The following is a 15422-nucleotide window of genomic DNA, read 5'->3' on the forward strand; positions in this document are numbered from 1 at the left end:
GATGCAGTTGTCGTCAGCTTCTCAGCGCGCGCAGCGCTCGGCTGTGCAGCGCGGCTGGCGGGCGGCGTGTTCGGCGGCGCGCCGCAGGGCGCGGCCGAAGACCAGACCGCTGATCCAGGCCGGCACATGGTGGCGGTGGCGGGCAATCCAGGGATAGAGCGTCTCGGCCAGCGGCCGCAGCACGGGCAAAGACAGGGCGCGGCTGACACCGGGCAGGCCCACCGCCGCGTAAGCCAGGCGGAAGACCTCGACGCTGCGGATCACCTGGCCATCGGCCCGCAGGCCATGCATCAGTCTCAGCAGGTCTTCGCGGCTGCAGCCCGGCGGCGGGCCAGCGAAGTCAGGGGCCGAGACGTCCACAAAGCGCAGCAGGCCTTCGCGATTGCGAAGCATCAGATTGCGCATCTCGCTGTCGCACAAGGGGCAGGCCGATTCGTAGAACAGGGTCAGGGGGAAGGCGCCGGGATGCATGAGGGTGATATTCATGATTAGTCCGATATTTCAGTAATGACAGAAATTAAATGCCAAAAAAAGGCGCCTGACTTTGACGACAGGCGCTGCCTTGCGCTTCAGTCCTTGCCGTCCGAGCCGCGCACAAACTTCTGCACGCTGGCGCCGAGCTTCAAGACCTTCTCCAGGGTGGTAGGCGAGAGCCTGAGCATTTCCTCAGACCAGGCACCGAGGGTGTCCATGAAGCGCAGGGCTTCGCGCACGCGGTCCTGGGTGTCGGCGCTTTCACTGGCAAAGCCAGGGTCAGCGACCAAGGATCCCAGCACGCGAACGGTCGGATCGAATTCCCGCTCCTTGCGCTCGCGCACAATGGTGCGGAACAACTCCCAGACGTCGACCGAGGTCTCGAAGTAATCGCGTCGGTCGCCCAGCACATGGGCCACCCGGATCAGGTTCCAGTTCTGCAACTCTTTCAAGCTGGTGCTGACATTGGAGCGCGCCACCGTCAGGGTGTCGGCAATCTCTTCCGCATGCAGCGGCCGGCCGTGAAAGAAGAGCAGGGCGTGGATCTGGGCCACGGTGCGGTTCACGCCCCAGGCATTGCCCATCTCGCCCCAGTGGACGACAAATTTGCGTGCGACTTCGCTGAGTTCCATGAAGCGGAGTCTAGTTTGTCTGTAATTTCTGTCAAGTCAGAAACTCGTACTGAATGAACGCCCTGCAGTTCGGCGGTCAGGACGCCACAGACTTCTCTCCCCATTGCCTCACGTAGGTGGGTGCCGGCTCCCGGTTGTCCGCCGCTGCCTGGGGCGCCGCTTGCACCAGGCGCAAGGGCAGCACGCCGGTCCACACGGGCAGATGCAAGTCCTCCTCGTCGTCCTGCGGCGGGCCGCTGCGGACCTTGCAGGCGGCTTCATCCAGTGGGATGCGCAGCACGGTGGTGGCGGCGAATTCCTTGTCATTGCCGCGCCGGGCCTCGTGCTCGCGGCCGGGGGCGATCTTGTGCATGAAGTGGTCCAGGCTCGCCCGCTTCTGGGCCTCATCGCGAACCGCTTCGAACTGACCGTAGATCATGCAGGCGCGGTAGTTCATCGAATGGTTGAAGGCCGAGCGGGCCAGCACCAGGCCATCCAGCAGGGTGAGGGTGACGCAGGCTTGCGTCTCGGGGCGCAGCAGGGTCCTGACCATGCGGCCGCCGTTGGAGCCGTGGATGTAGAGGTGATCGTCCTCGCGCCAGCAGGCCATAGGGATGCAATGGCTGCCGCGTTCATCGGCGAAGGCGATGTGACAGAGGTAAGCGGCGTCAACGATGGCGTGCACAGTCTCGCGCTCGTAGCGGGCGTTCTCGGCCACGCGGCGCACGCGCGTGCGCTCGCTGGGGGCGGTGGCGGGGCTGGCAGGAATGGGGTTCATGGATGCTTCAAGAAATGAGGTTTTAAGGATGAGGGAAAGCCGGCGCGCGCAGAAATTTCAGTGCGCAATGTAGTGATGCAGTGGTTCCAGGAGAAGATCCACAAGTTATCAATTCTTTGGAACCACAGATCTGCCATGGATCACGCGCTCCTGATCAACCGCTTTGCGGCCGAGCAAGGCCAGCCCGGCTGGTCGCGCCAGCGCCTGCTGCACGAGGCCTTGCGCCACGCAATTCGCAGCGGCAGCCTGCCGCCCGGCAGCCGCTTGCTGGCCAGCCGCGCCTTGGCGGCCGAGCTCGGCTGGGCGCGCAACACGGTGATTTATGCCTACGAGCAACTGGCCAGCGAGGGTTGGATCAGCGCCGGCCGGCGCGGCACGGTGGTGAATGCGCGGCCGGCTTCGGTGCTGGCGGGGGTGAGCAGGGCCGCGGGGTCTGGGGCGATGGCCGCGCGAGAAATTTCTCCGTCGGTGCCTGAGCGCGCTGCTTTGTCCCGGCGCAGCGCGGGCCTGGCTTGCTTGCCTGTCGCTGCGGACCTGGCCGCGGCCTTTGCACCTGGTGTGCCGGCGCTGGATGCGTTTCCGCTTGATCTGTGGCGGCGCCTGATGATGCGGGCTTGGCGTTCGCTGGCCGGCAGCCAGCTCAACTACGGACCGCCGGCCGGCGAACTGGCCTTGCGCGAAGCGATTGCCGCGCATCTGCGTGCCTCGCGGGCGGTGCGTTGCAGCGCCGAACAGGTCTTCATCACCGATGGCACGCAGGCCAGCCTGGACCTGTGTGCGCGCGCCTTTGCCGATGCCGGCGACAAGGTATGGATCGAAAGTCCTGGCTATGGCGGCGCGCTCACCGCGTTCCGCGCCGCCCAGCTGCACGCCATCGGCATCGGGGTCGATGCCCAAGGGTTGGCGCCCCGACCTCAGGATTGGCGGCAGCATCGCCCCAAGCTCATTTATGTCACGCCCTCGCACCAATACCCTTGCGGTGCGGTGATGAGCCTGGAGCGGCGTCTGGCCTTGCTGGATCAAGCGCGTCGATGCGGTGCCCTCATCATCGAAGATGACTACGACAGTGAGTTCCGCTATGACGGCCCGCCTTTGGCGGCCCTGCAGGGATTGAGTCCTGAGGTCGGCGCCCCGGAGGTTTCACTCAGCGATGCGCCCGTGCTTTACCTCGGTACCTTCAGCAAGACTTTGTTTCCGGGCTTGCGCATCGGCTTCATGGTGGTGCCCTCGGCCCTGGTCAGGTCGCTGCATGAGCTCCTGGCCCGTTCGGCGCCGCGCGGTCGGGCTGCCGAGCAATTGGCCCTGGCCGAGTTTCTGCGCGAAGGCCACTTCGGCCTGCATCTGCGGCGCATGCGCCGCCTCTACCAGCAGCGGCGCGACGCTCTGATTGCTGTCTTGCAGCATCAGCTCTCAGACCTGGCGACCGTGCAGGGTGCTTCGGCCGGCATGCATCTGGCGCTGTGTTTCGATCCCGCTTTGGCCCTGGACGACCAGGCCATCAGCGCGGCGGCACTGCGCGCCGGCATCGTCGCGCCGGCTTTGAGTCAGCACCTGTGCGGCCGGCGCAGCAGTGCCTGGTCCGGCTTGATGCTCGGTTATGCCCAGGTGCCAGCGGAGCAGATGGTCGGCAAGGCGGCGCGTCTCGCCGCCGTGATTCGCACTGAACTGCGCTGAACTGCGCAGAGCGAGCTCAAGGCGGAAGCGGCGTGCTGGTGGCCAGCGGGCGTGGCGCTTGTTGATCGAGCGTTTGTATGGCGTCGACGAGGTCCAGGCCTTGCATCTGGCTCAGCCATTGCTCAAACCATGGCTTGTGCGAGGCGCCGACGATGCTCAGCACTCTGGCGCCGGGCCGCTCGCGAAAGGTCTCGCGGATGTTGGCGACCATGCGCAGATTGCGTACTTCCCAGCCCCCCACCCACATCTGTGGATAGCGTCGCGGTGAAGCGGCAGTCATGGGGCCGACGATATTCGCGCGCGCCAGTGCGCGCAGGTACTCGGGGCGGTTGATGAAACGGTAGAGCGGCAACAGGTCGTTGCCGCGTTTGAGTGGCGCCAGGCTGCGCTCCTCCTCGCGCTTCAAAAGGTCGCCCTCTGATTTCCAGGCGGCTTCCAGCTCGGTCACAAAGGCTTTCGTGTCGTCGAGCTTGAGCCTGTCGCCGGTGTGATCGTCGGTGGGGTGGACGCGCTGCAGGCCCAGGCGTGCCGCCAGCCGCGCGGCGATCTGTATCGACTCATTGGGCCGCTGGACGAGGCGCTGCAATTGCCCGACCAGGGCTTCGTTCAAGCCCTCTCCTGCATGCTGTTGCGCTTGTGGCAGCTGCAGCCATTGGGCCGCGGCCGAAGCGCTTTCTTTCGCGGCCAGGAACAAAGCGGCGAGGCGGCGTCGCTGCGCGGCGCTGGGCGTGGCGGGCCAGTTCTTGAGTGTGCGTTCGACTTCGGCCAGTGCGGCCGGAATGTCCAGGCCGGTGGCCGCCTGCGCTTCGGCCGGGCGCTTGCAGTAGTCCTCGCCGTACTTGGCCGGGTGGCGCAAAGCCAGATCGCACGCTTCGCCCGACTCGTCCTCGACGGTGATGATCTCGGGCTTGAACTCGGCCAGACGTTCCAGCAGGCTGTCGAGCGAGCCGGGTTTGAAGTCCTGGCCCATCTCCTGCAGATGGACGGTGCCCAGCACCAGAACCTGCGATCGCGGCCCTGCCATGCCTTGATCCAGATCCTTGAGCAAGGCAAGCGGGGTACCAGCCTGCAGCGGCGGGCTGACGCTGAGCATGGTGCTTAGGAGGATCGTCGAGAGTCCCGAGGTCCAGGCAGAAAGGGTGGGGGGTCGCATGGGCAGATTGCAGCAAGGCAGGCAGTGAACGTGGAGCCATTCTTTGGACTCGTCCTCTGGCATGCCAGCACCATCCGACGGAGTGCGCGAGCGGTGGTCCCAACGGCACCGCAACATGAAAAAAGGCCCGCCGAAGCGGGCCTTTCATGGCAGGGCTGTGCCCTGGCTTAGGCGCAGCTGGTGCTGCTGACGGCCTTGGCTGCGTCTGCGTACTCCTCGATCTGGTCGAAGTTCATGTACTTGTAGATCGAGGCGCCGTCCTTGTTCACCACGCCCATGGCTTCGTGGTACTCGGCCACCGTCGGGATCTTGCCCAGCTTGGAGGCAATCGCCGCCAGCTCGGCCGAGGCCAGGAACACATTGGTGTTCTTGCCCAGGCGGTTGGGGAAGTTGCGGGTCGAGGTGGAGACCACGGTCGCGCCTTCACGCACCTGCGCCTGGTTGCCCATGCACAGCGAGCAGCCCGGCATCTCGGTGCGCGCACCGGCGGTGCCGAAGGCCGCGTAATGGCCTTCCTTGATCAACTCGCTCTGGTCCATCTTGGTCGGCGGTGCGACCCACAGCTTGACCGGGATGTCGCGCTGGCCGCCCAGCAGCTTGGCCGCAGCGCGGAAGTGGCCGATATTGGTCATGCAGGAGCCGATGAAGGCTTCATCGATCTTGGTGCCGGCCACGTCGGACAGGGTCTTGGCATCGTCCGGATCGTTGGGGCAGCAGAGGATGGGTTCCTTGATGTCGGCCAGATCGATCTCGATGACGGCCGCATATTCGGCGTCCTTGTCGGCTTCCAGCAGGTTGGGGTTGGCCAGCCAGGCTTCGACCTTCTCGATGCGGCGCTGCAGGGTGCGGGCGTCGGCATAGCCATCGTTGATCATGTTCTTCATCAGCACGATATTGCTGGTGAGGTATTCCTTGATCGGCTCGGGGTTCAGCTTGACCGTGCAACCGGCGGCGCTGCGCTCGGCCGAGGCGTCGCTCAGCTCAAAGGCTTGTTCGACCTTCAGATCGGGCAGGCCTTCGATTTCCAGGATGCGGCCCGAGAACACGTTCTTCTTGCCGGCCTTGGCCACGGTCAGCAGACCGGCCTTGATGGCGTACAGCGGGATGGCGTGCACCAGATCGCGCAGGGTGATGCCGGGTTGCATCTGGCCCTTGAAGCGCACCAGCACCGATTCGGGCATGTCCAGCGGCATCACGCCGGTGGCGGCGCCGAAGGCCACCAGGCCCGAGCCGGCCGGGAAGGAGATGCCGATGGGGAAGCGGGTGTGCGAGTCGCCGCCGGTGCCGACGGTGTCGGGCAGCAGCAGGCGGTTCAGCCAGCTGTGGATCACGCCGTCACCCGGACGCAGGGCCACGCCGCCGCGGTTGGAGATGAAGGCGGGCAGCTCGCGGTGGGTCTTCACGTCCACCGGCTTCGGATAGGCCGCGGTGTGGCAGAACGATTGCATCACCAGGTCGGCGCTGAAGCCCAGGCAGGCCAGGTCCTTCAGCTCGTCACGAGTCATCGGGCCGGTGGTGTCTTGCGAACCGACGGTGGTCATCTTGGGCTCGCAGTAGGTACCGGGGCGCACGCCCTGGCCTTCAGGCAGGCCGACCGCGCGGCCCACCATCTTCTGCGCCAGGGTGAAGCCGGCGTTCGTGGCAGCCGGTGCGGCCGGCAGGCGGAACAGGGTGGCGGCGGGCAGGCCCAGGAACTCACGCGCCTTGGCGGTCAGCGAGCGGCCGATGATCAGGTTGATGCGGCCGCCGGCGCGCACTTCGTCGAACAGCACATCGCTCTTGAGCTTGAACTCGGCGACGGTGGCGCCGTCCTTCACGATCTTGCCTTCGTACGGGAGGATGTCGATGACATCGCCCATCTCCAGCTTGGACACGTCCACTTCAATCGGCAGGGAGCCCGAGTCTTCCTGGGTGTTGAAGAAGATGGGGGCGATCTTGCCGCCCAGGGTCACGCCGCCGAAGCGCTTGTTCGGCACGAAGGGGATGTCCTGGCCGGTGGCCCAGATCACGCTGTTGGTGGCGGACTTGCGGCTGGAACCGGTGCCGACCACATCGCCCACGTAGGCGACCAGATGGCCCTTCTTCTTCAGGTCCTCGATGAATTGCATCGGGCCGCGCTTGCCGTCTTCCTCGGGCTTGAAGGCCGCATCGGGGCGGGTGTTCTTCAGCATGGCCAGGTAGTGCAGCGGGATGTCCGGGCGACTCCAGGCGTCGGGGGCGGGCGACAGGTCGTCGGTGTTGGTCTCGCCGGGCACCTTGAAGACGGTGACGGTGATCTTCTTCTCGACTTCGGGGCGGCTGGTGAACCACTCGCCCTCGGCCCAGCTCTGGATCACGTCTTTGGCCTGGGCATTGCCGGCCTTGGCCTTTTCGGCCACGTCGTGGAAGAAGTCGAACATCAAAAGCGTCTTCTTCAGCGCGGCGGCGGCGGTGGCGGCCACGCTGGCGTCGTCCAGCAGGTCGATCAGGGGCTTGACGTTGTAGCCGCCGACCATGGTGCCCAGCAGCTCGGTGGCCTTGGTCTTGGAGATCAGGTCGACTGCCAGGTCACCGTGCGCCACGGCGGCCAGGAAGCTGGCCTTGACCTTGGCGGCATCGTCCACGCCCGGGGGCACGCGGTGGGTCAGCAGGTCCAGCAGGAACTCGCCTTCGCCGGCGGGTGGGTTCTTGATCAGCTCGATCAGCTCGGCCGTCTGCTTGGCATCCAGGGGCAGGGGCGGGATGCCCAGCGCGGCGCGCTCGGCGGTGTGTTGGCGATAGGCTTGCAGCATGATGAGCTCTCCAGGTGTTGCGAGGGGTGTGAGGGTGCGACCGCGTCAGGTGGCCTTGGGCGTGATGACCTTGAGGCCTTTGAAGTAGTCACGGAAGAAGGTCTCGTCGTGGGTGATCAAGGCATTGCATTGCAGCAAGGCATGAGCGCCCACGATGAAATCGGGAACGGTGCGTTGGCGCAGGCCGCCGCGGCTGCGGTAGCGGCGCTGCATCTCGCCGGCGCGGATGGCGGCTTTTTGCTCGACGGCATGGAAGCTGATGCCCATGTCTTCCAGGGCCTGCATGGCCTGGTCGCCGTCTTGCAGCGAGGAGCAGATTTCCGACACCACCACATCGCAGACCACCACCGGGCCCAGGGACAGGGCGTCGCGCAGCGCAGCCTCGGCCAGGTCGGCGCGCTCGCTGTCGCTGAGCAGGTCGACGAGGACGGAGGAGTCGATTGCGATCATGGGGTGCTGGCGCTTGGCTGGGCGGCGGGAAGATCGCGGGGCTTATTGATCGAGCGGGTCGCCGGGGGCGCGGCCGCGCACGGCGCGCATGGCTTCGTCGACCGAAGCAAAACCGTCGAGCTTGAACTTGCCGCGGGCGCGTGAGATGGCGTCGTCGACGTTTTTGCGCAGGATGATGCGGCCGCCTTCAAGCTCAACCTTGAGGATGGTGCCCTTGGTCAGGCCCAGTGCATCACGCACAGCCTTGGGCAGGGTGATCTGCCCGCGCTCAGCGACGGTGGCTTCCATGGGCTGCTCCGCAGTATGCGTTTGAAAGTATGTATCGATTATACGTACTTGCTGAGCCGGCCGGCAAGCAAAGCGCCGGCCGCGACGGCATGGAGTATGGCAAGAAATCAAGGCCATACCCGCACATGATGCGGTCCGGCAGGGGCGAAAAAAAGGCAGCCGAAGCTGCCTTTCCTCTTGCGCGGTGAACCTTGAATCAGACTGGCTTGACCAGCTTGGAGCGGGCCCAGGCGTCGGCCGCGCGGCCCGGGGTCGTGCCCTCGGCCTTGACGCGTTCCAGCAGCTCGGCGACGCGCTCGCCGATGCGGCTGACTTCGGCCATCACGGCGGACTCTTCGCCTTCATTGCGGTACTCGCGCGCCACGCTGATGATGCCGCCGGCATTGACCAGGTAGTCGGGCAGGTAGCAGATGCCGCGCTGTTGCAGGGTGTCGCCGTCTTCCACGGTGGCCAGCTGGTTGTTGGCGGCGCCGGCGATCAGCTGGGCGCGGATGGTGGGGATGCTGCTGGCGTTCAGCGATGCGCCCAGGGCGCAAGGCGCCAGCACGTCGACATCGGCCGACAGGATCTCATGGATGCCCACGGCGGTGGCGCCCAGCTGTTCTTGCGCGCGGGCCACCTTGGCGGCGTCCACATCGGCCACCACCAGCTTGGCGCCGGCCTTGTGCAGGAACTCGGCCAGGTGCCAGCCCACAGCGCCCAGGCCTTGCAGGGCCACGCGCACGCCGTCCAGCGAGCTGCGCTTCAGGTGCAGGCGCACGCCGGCTTCGATCGAGACGAACACGCCCCAGGCGGTCTTGGGGCTCGGGTCGCCACCGAAGGCACCGGCGCGCGGGATGCCGCTGACGAATTGCGTGTGGGCCTGCATGCCAAGCATGTCAGCCGTGGTGGTGCCCACGTCTTCGGCGGTGATGTAGGCGCCTTGCAGCGATTGCACGGCGCGGCCGAAGGCAGCGAACAGGGCGGGGCGGTCGAAATCGCCGGCCGGCTTGATGATCACGGCCTTACCGCCGCCGAAGGGCAGGTCGGCCAGGGCGTTCTTCAGGCTCATGCCTTGCGAGAGGCGCAGCGCGTCGTTCAGCGCGGCCAGCTCGTTGTCATAGGTCCAGAAACGGCAGCCACCGAAGGCCGGGCCGCGGGCGGTGCTGTGCACGGCCAGGATGGCCTTCAGGCCGGTTTCGGCGTCTGCGGCCAGCAGCACGCGCTCATGCGGCTTTTGATCGGGCAGGCCGAACAGCGAAGAGGGGATGGATGCGGCCGGAGCAGCGGCAATCGCGCGGGCGAGATCGTTCATGGTGGTAGGCACTCGTGATGCAGACAAAGTTCGCAGGGCCCACCGGACAAGCAGGCCCCAAAAAGAAGCGCTCGCTTGTGGCGAACGCAGCCGCACAGTGTACGTGCTGCTGCGATTCTGCCCCTCGCCGATCCCGAGGTGCAGTGCTCAGACTTCGCGCTTTGTCGAGAGAGTGTTCTGGCCGGCCAGACTCAAGCGGAAGCTTGGAAGCCCTCGCGGCGCAAGGTCAGCACCAAGGTGTCACGGTGGCCATGATCGGCCGTGGGCTGGATGGGCGTGGTTTCGTGGATCACGCGTTCGTCGTCCAGCAGCAGCAGGGTCCAGGGCTCGTTCATGGTGAAACGCTGGCCTTGCGGGCCATGGGCTTCAAACACGCGCGACTCGCCGCCCTTGATGCCTTGCCGGTCGATCAGGAATACGGCCACGAAATCGACACCGTCGCGGTGCGCGCCCTCGGGCGTGGGGCGGCCGATGCCGTCGGTGGTGTCGATGCGGAACTGGTGCGCTTCGATGTACCAGGTCTGCTCACCCTTGAGCCGCGATGCGATGCCGGCCAGGCCCAGCAGCAGCTGGCGCCAGGCGGGCAGGGCCACAGCTGCCTCGGCCATGGGCTCGAACCAGCGTTCGATGCCGCCATGCAAGGCGTTGTAGTCCAGCGGCTGCCAATGCGCGCGGTGCGGCGCCTGGCTCAGCCGATCACCCTCCGCGACGAAGCAGCCGTGGCGGCGGTAGCGGTAGCGGCCGCCGTCGCGCAGGTAGGCGTCGGGCGGCAGGTCGTTCCAGAAGGGGCTGAGCGCGGCCAGGTCCTGGGCCGAGAGCTGCAGGCAGTCCGGCAGACTGGCGGGGGCGAGCACGGCTGCCCCCTGGCTGCGCAGCTGCGCTTCGAAGTCAGCGGCGGGAACGTAGGGGGGCGTGAACATCGCGGCGGGGTCTCAATCGATGCGGGAGTTGGACTTCAAGCTTGCTTGTCGGCTTCGGAGGTGAAGGAGTCGGCGTAAAACTCTTCAGCGGGTAGGCCTGCCTTGGCCGTGAAATCGGCGCGTGCCGAGTCCACCATGATGGGCGCTCCGCAGGCGTACACCTGATGGCCGGACAGATCGGGCAGGTCGGCCAGCACCGCCTGGTGGACGAAGCCGCAGCGGCCGGTCCATCCGTCTTCGGCCTTGGGCTCGGACAGCACGGGCACATAAGTCAGGTTGGGCATCTGGGCCGCGGCCTGCAGCGCCCAATCGTGCAGATAGAGATCGGCCTTGCTGCGGCAGCCCCAGTACAAGACGGCCGGGCGGGTGCTGCCCAGGTGCTGCATGCGCTCGATGATGGCCTTGATGGGCGCAAAGCCGGTGCCGCTGGCCAGCAGCACGATGGGTTTGTCGCTGTCCTCGCGCAGGAAGAAGCTGCCGAAGGGGCCTTCCATACGCAGGATGTCTTTTTCCTTCATCTCGCTGAAGACATGGTCGGTGAACTTGCCGCCGGGCATGTGGCGGATGTGCAGTTCCACCGCGGCCGGCGTGCCCAGGTTGTGAGGCGCGTTGGCCATGGAGTAGCTGCGGCGCGCGCCGTCGCGCAGGATGAACTCGACATACTGGCCGGCGTGGAACTGGAAGTTCTGCGTGGCCGGCAGCTGCAGGCGGATCACGGCCACATAGCTGCTGGGCTTGCTCAGGCTCATCACGCGGCTGGGCAGCTTGAGCACGGGGAACTGGCCGGCGCCCGGCACGGCGCGTGCTTCCAGCGTGCAGTCGGTTTGCGGCGTGGCGCAGCAGGTCAGCACCATGCCCGCGGCTTCTTCCTCGGGCGTCAGGGTCTTGGGCTGGTGGGCGCCGTGGATCACGCGGCCTTCCAGTAGCTTGCTCTTGCACGAGCCGCAAGCGCCATCCTTGCAGCCATAGGGCAGGCCGACACCGGCACGGATGGCGGCGCTGAGCATGGTTTCATCGCGTTCCACGGAAAAGACGCGGCCGCTGGGCTGGACGATGACCTGGAAGTTCATGTTGGATGCTGAAGGCGAGGGCAGAAGGATCAATCGAGAGTGGCCGGCGCGGCCAGAAAGCGAATTCGGCCCGGGAATGCCGGGCCGTACACTGTGCCGCCATTTTGCCTGAGCCGGATTCCATGCCCTTCAGCCCCGCTTCATGTCCCTCTGCTCAGTCTGCTTGCTCTGATCGCCCTGCGCGCCCTGCTCGCCGCCTGGGCCGGCCGCGGCTCTTGATCGTGGGCTGTGGCGATGTCGGCATGCGGGTGCTGGGCCTGCTGGCCGGGCGTTGGCAGGTGCGGGCCTTGAGTTCCAGCCCGGGCCGCTTTGCCGAGCTGCGTGCGGCCGGCGCCCAGCCGGTGCTGGGCAATCTGGATGATGTGGCTTCGCTGGCCGGCCTGGCCGGCTGGGCCGATGCCGTGCTGCATCTGGCGCCGCCGCCGGGTCAGGGTGAGCGGGATCTGCGCACGCTGAACCTCTTGCGCGCGCTGGCGCGTCGTTCCACGCCAGCTCATCTGGTCTATGCCAGCACGACCGGGGTGTACGGCGATTGCGGCGGGGCGCGTTTCGATGAGTCGCGCCCGGTGGCGCCGCGCAGCGATCGGGCGCGTCGGCGGGTCGATGCCGAGCGCCTGCTGCGCGGCTTCGGCCCGACCTTTGGCTGCCGGGTGACGATTCTGCGGGTGCCGGGCATCTATGCCGGCAACCGGGTCGGCGGCCATCCGCGCGAACGGCTGCAGCGGGGCTCGCCGGTGCTGCGCCGCGAGGACGATGTCTACACCAACCACATCCATGCCGACGATCTGGCACGTGCCTGCCTGCGCGCGCTCTGGCGTGGTGCGCCGCAGCGGGTGCTTCATGTCTGCGACGACAGCGAGCTCTTGATGGGCGACTACTTCGACCTGGCCGCCGATCTCTGCGGCCTGAGCCGGCCGCCGCGCATCAGCCGCGAGGAGGCGCAAAACCAGATGTCGCTCATGCAGCTGAGCTTCATGAGCGAATCGCGGCGCTTGAGCAACCGCCGCCTGAAAACCGAGCTGGGCTTGAAGCTGCGCTATCCGCGGCCCGAAGAAGGCCTGCTGGCCTGAAGCTGATTCAGTCAGCGACGGCGCGCCGTGCGCCAGTAGCGGATCAGGAGGTAGGCGCCCAGCATGCCGCCGAGGTGGGCGAAGTGGGCCACGCCGCTGTTGTTGTTCAGGCCCAGGATCAGCTCCAGTGTGCCGAAGATGGCGACGAAGTACTTGGCCTTCATCGGAATCGGCGGGAACAGGGGCACGATGATGCGGTCCGGGAACAGCATGCCGAAGGACAGCAGCAGGCCGAACAGCGCGCCCGAGGCGCCCACGGTCGGCGCGAAGGAGCCGAGCAAGAAGGTGACGATCAGCTGCACCGCAGCGGCGCTGATGGTGCTGGCCACCAGGATCTGGGTGTAGCGCTTGGTGCCCCAGACGCGCTCCAGCTCGGAGCCGAACATCCACAGACCCAGCATATTGAAGAACAGGTGGAACTCGCCGCCGTGCAAAAAGGCGTAGGTCAGCGGTTGCCAGGGCAGGAAGTTGCCCGTCATCAGGGGCCAGAGCTCGAAAGGTTCCTTGAGGCCGGGAACCAGATAGAACAGGCAGTACAGGCCCACGCAGGCCAGCATGAAGGCTTTGGTCACCGGAGGAATCGGGGGCATGAGTTCGCGAAGTTGGTGGGTGGGCGCGCAGGGCTGTTCACCGCCCCTGCCTTTCGGCTCAGTGTAAGCGCTGCCGATGACTGCAGCGGGCCACTGGAGTCGGGGATCTCGGCGTTACGTTCATCGGCCTGTGCAAGTGGGGTGGAAGTGCGCAGGAGTTCGCACCACGCTGGCTGGCCGTCACGTCGATGTGAAGAGCCTTGATGAAGGGCCTAGACGCAAAAAGCCACCTCGAGGGTGGCTTGATGCAGGCTGGCACGGAGTGCCTTTTGTTTTTTCAGCGGCTGCACCTTGCGGGGCATGGAGGATCACCTTGAATGGTGCCCAGGGCCGGACTCGAACCGGCACACCTTGCGGCGGGGGATTTTGAGTCCCCTGCGTCTACCGATTTCGCCACCTGGGCATGCATCGCACGGTAGTGTCGCTGCTGAAGCCCGTCATTATGCCATGAAAATTTCGGCCTCCGAAACGTCCTTCAACTTTGGCTGCGAGAATGTTCGATATGAGCAGCCCCAACCGCAAACATTACGCCAGCCTTGAAGAGCTGATCGGCAACACGCCCCTGGTCCGTCTGCAGCGCCTGCTGGCGCCGGAGCTGGCCGCGCGCGGCAACGTCATCCTCGGCAAGCTGGAGGGCAACAACCCGGCCGGCTCGGTCAAGGATCGGCCCGCCATCAGCATGATCCGGCGCGCCGAAGAGCGCGGCGAGGTCAAGCCCGGCGACACCTTGATCGAGGCCACCTCGGGCAACACCGGCATTGCCCTGGCCATGGCTGCGGCCATTCGCGGCTATCGCATGGTGCTGATCATGCCGGAGGACCTGTCCATCGAGCGGGCCCAGACCATGAAGGCTTTTGGTGCCGAGCTGATTCTGACGCCGCGTTCCGGCGGCATGGAATACGCCCGTGATCTGGCCGAGCAGATGCAGCGCGATGGCAAGGGCCGGGTGCTCGACCAGTTCGCCAACGGCGACAACCCGCGCGTGCACTACGAAACCACGGGCCCGGAGATCTGGCGCGACACCGAAGGCCAGATCACCCATTTCGTCAGCGCCATGGGCACGACCGGCACCATCACCGGCACCTCGCGCTACCTGAAAGAGCAGAACCCGGCGGTGCGCATCATCGGCGCCCAGCCCTCCGAGGGCTCGCGCATCCCCGGCATCCGCAAATGGCCCGAGGCCTACCTGCCCAAGATCTACCGCCCCGAGGCGGTGGACGAGCTGATGCTGGTCAGCCAGGCCGATGCCGAGGACATGGCGCGCCGCCTGGCCAGCCAGGAAGGCCTGTTCGCCGGCATCTCGGCGGCCGGCGCCTGCTGGGTGGCGCTGCAGCTGGCGCGCACGGTGGAGAACGCCACCATCGTTTTCATCGTCTGCGATCGCGGCGACCGCTATCTCTCCACGGGCGTGTTCCCGGCATGAGCCAGGATGCTGCGCAGACCTTTCGCTTCTGCCCGCTGTGTGCGGCCGGGCTGGAGATGCGCAGCGAGCCGGAAGACAGCGGCCCGACCACGCGCTTGCGCTGCAGTGCCTGCAGCTTCACGCACTGGAACAACCCGACGCCGGTGCTGGCTGCGGTGGTCGAATGTGTGGACCGCGAGGGTCAGGTCTTGCTGGCCCGCAATGCCGCCTGGACCGAGCGCTTTTTCGGCCTGATCACCGGCTTTATGGAAGCGGGCGAATCACCCGAGGCCGGTGTCAGCCGCGAGGTGCTGGAGGAAACCGGCCTGCAGGTCGAGGGCCTGAACCTGCTGGGCGTTTGGGACTTCCAGCGCAAGAACCAGCTGCTCGTGGCTTACCACGTGCGGGCTCGCGGCGAGATCCGGCTCTCGCCCGAGCTGGCCGAATACAAGCTGATCGCGCCCGAGCGCCTGCGCTGCTGGCACGGCGGTACCGGTCAGGCCCTGGCGACCTGGCTGCGCAGCAAGGGGCTGGAGCCACAGTGGATGGATTGAACCTGCGGCAACAGGGGGCAAGCCCGGGTGCTGATCGGGCCCTGCGCGGGGCACTCGCCACCTAAAATGCAGCGCAAACGAGGATCTCCATGGACGCCCACAAAGAAATCGACACCCGCGGCCTGAACTGCCCCCTGCCCATCCTCAAGGCCAAGAAAGCCCTGGCCGAGATGGAGAGCGGCCAGCTGCTCAAGGTGGTGGCCACCGACCCCGGTTCCATGCGCGACTTCCAGGCCTTTGCTCGGCAGACCGGCAACGAATTGGTGCAGCAAAGCAGCCAGGGCGAGGAATACATCCACGTGCTCAAGCGCCGCTGATCAAGC

The 15422-nt window shown here is 66.2% G+C and carries 16 protein-coding genes and 1 tRNA gene; 5 read left to right on the forward strand and 12 right to left on the reverse strand.

Going from position 1 to position 15422, the window contains the following annotated elements; all coding sequences use genetic code 11:
* Positions 1 to 21 precede the first annotated feature (21 nt).
* The 3 genes from AC1Q6P_RS14270 to AC1Q6P_RS14280 all read right to left on the reverse strand — a co-directional run bounded on the left by AC1Q6P_RS14270 (position 22) and on the right by AC1Q6P_RS14280 (position 1854).
* Positions 22 to 486: a thiol-disulfide oxidoreductase DCC family protein gene (locus AC1Q6P_RS14270; RefSeq protein WP_492664578.1), complete on the reverse strand. Its 465-nt coding sequence runs from the start codon at positions 484 to 486 to the stop codon at positions 22 to 24.
* A gap of 83 nt (positions 487 to 569) precedes the next feature.
* Positions 570 to 1106 (reverse strand): GbsR/MarR family transcriptional regulator, encoded by a 537-nt coding sequence (locus AC1Q6P_RS14275; RefSeq protein ID WP_263520420.1) that lies wholly within the window; start codon positions 1104 to 1106, stop codon positions 570 to 572.
* 76 nt (positions 1107 to 1182) lie between these two features.
* Entirely contained in the window at positions 1183 to 1854 is a 672-nt protein-coding gene (locus tag AC1Q6P_RS14280; RefSeq protein WP_492664647.1) for a pyridoxamine 5'-phosphate oxidase family protein, read from the reverse strand.
* Between the two features lie 144 nt (positions 1855 to 1998).
* On the opposite strand from AC1Q6P_RS14280, the gene pdxR reads away from it, so the two are divergent.
* Entirely contained in the window at positions 1999 to 3537 is a 1539-nt protein-coding gene (gene pdxR / locus AC1Q6P_RS14285) for a MocR-like pyridoxine biosynthesis transcription factor PdxR (protein WP_492664577.1), read from the forward strand.
* Positions 3538 to 3553: 16 nt separating this feature from the next.
* On the opposite strand, the gene AC1Q6P_RS14290 is transcribed toward pdxR, so the two are convergent.
* The 7 genes from AC1Q6P_RS14290 to AC1Q6P_RS14320 form a co-directional block, all read right to left on the reverse strand.
* Positions 3554 to 4690 (reverse strand): DUF5694 domain-containing protein, encoded by a 1137-nt coding sequence (locus AC1Q6P_RS14290; RefSeq protein WP_492664576.1) that lies wholly within the window; start codon positions 4688 to 4690, stop codon positions 3554 to 3556.
* A 167-nt stretch (positions 4691 to 4857) separates the two neighbouring features.
* Positions 4858 to 7461, reverse strand: coding sequence for a bifunctional aconitate hydratase 2/2-methylisocitrate dehydratase (gene acnB / locus AC1Q6P_RS14295; RefSeq protein ID WP_492664575.1), 2604 nt, complete (start codon positions 7459 to 7461; stop codon positions 4858 to 4860).
* A 45-nt stretch (positions 7462 to 7506) separates the two neighbouring features.
* Complete coding sequence (locus tag AC1Q6P_RS14300; protein WP_102767036.1) at positions 7507 to 7911, reverse strand: type II toxin-antitoxin system VapC family toxin; 405 nt, start codon at positions 7909 to 7911, stop codon at positions 7507 to 7509.
* Between the two features lie 42 nt (positions 7912 to 7953).
* Positions 7954 to 8199, reverse strand: a complete 246-nt coding sequence (locus tag AC1Q6P_RS14305; protein ID WP_102767035.1) for an AbrB/MazE/SpoVT family DNA-binding domain-containing protein — start codon at positions 8197 to 8199, stop codon at positions 7954 to 7956.
* A 196-nt stretch (positions 8200 to 8395) separates the two neighbouring features.
* On the reverse strand, positions 8396 to 9493 hold the full coding sequence (locus tag AC1Q6P_RS14310) for a Leu/Phe/Val dehydrogenase (RefSeq protein ID WP_102767034.1): 1098 nt from the start codon (positions 9491 to 9493) through the stop codon (positions 8396 to 8398).
* Between the two features lie 191 nt (positions 9494 to 9684).
* Positions 9685 to 10413, reverse strand: coding sequence for a 2OG-Fe dioxygenase family protein (locus tag AC1Q6P_RS14315; RefSeq protein ID WP_492664574.1), 729 nt, complete (start codon positions 10411 to 10413; stop codon positions 9685 to 9687).
* A gap of 35 nt (positions 10414 to 10448) precedes the next feature.
* The gene (locus AC1Q6P_RS14320; protein WP_492664573.1) at positions 10449 to 11483 is read right to left on the reverse strand and encodes a CDP-6-deoxy-delta-3,4-glucoseen reductase; all 1035 of its coding nucleotides are present in this window, start codon (positions 11481 to 11483) and stop codon (positions 10449 to 10451) included.
* A gap of 122 nt (positions 11484 to 11605) precedes the next feature.
* On the opposite strand from AC1Q6P_RS14320, the gene AC1Q6P_RS14325 reads away from it, so the two are divergent.
* Complete coding sequence (locus AC1Q6P_RS14325; RefSeq protein ID WP_492664572.1) at positions 11606 to 12553, forward strand: SDR family oxidoreductase; 948 nt, start codon at positions 11606 to 11608, stop codon at positions 12551 to 12553.
* An 11-nt stretch (positions 12554 to 12564) separates the two neighbouring features.
* Here AC1Q6P_RS14325 and AC1Q6P_RS14330 read toward each other — a convergent pair whose 3' ends face one another.
* Positions 12565 to 13143: a rhomboid family intramembrane serine protease gene (locus tag AC1Q6P_RS14330; protein ID WP_171828000.1), complete on the reverse strand. Its 579-nt coding sequence runs from the start codon at positions 13141 to 13143 to the stop codon at positions 12565 to 12567.
* Between the two features lie 318 nt (positions 13144 to 13461).
* A tRNA-Leu gene (locus AC1Q6P_RS14335) sits at positions 13462 to 13546 on the reverse strand.
* Positions 13547 to 13645: 99 nt separating this feature from the next.
* Between AC1Q6P_RS14335 and cysM the strand changes: the two genes are divergently transcribed.
* The 3 genes from cysM to AC1Q6P_RS14350 all read left to right on the forward strand — a co-directional run bounded on the left by cysM (position 13646) and on the right by AC1Q6P_RS14350 (position 15416).
* Positions 13646 to 14566: a cysteine synthase CysM gene (gene cysM, locus AC1Q6P_RS14340; RefSeq protein ID WP_102769487.1), complete on the forward strand. Its 921-nt coding sequence runs from the start codon at positions 13646 to 13648 to the stop codon at positions 14564 to 14566.
* On the forward strand, positions 14563 to 15099 hold the full coding sequence (locus tag AC1Q6P_RS14345; RefSeq protein ID WP_492664571.1) for an NUDIX domain-containing protein: 537 nt from the start codon (positions 14563 to 14565) through the stop codon (positions 15097 to 15099). The genes cysM and AC1Q6P_RS14345 overlap by 4 nt, the downstream gene beginning before the upstream one ends.
* Before the next feature lie 89 nt (positions 15100 to 15188).
* Positions 15189 to 15416, forward strand: a complete 228-nt coding sequence (locus tag AC1Q6P_RS14350) for a sulfurtransferase TusA family protein (protein WP_102767028.1) — start codon at positions 15189 to 15191, stop codon at positions 15414 to 15416.
* Positions 15417 to 15422 lie beyond the last annotated feature (6 nt).

This window comes from Roseateles sp. GW835-FHT13E02 (assembly GCF_058794035.1).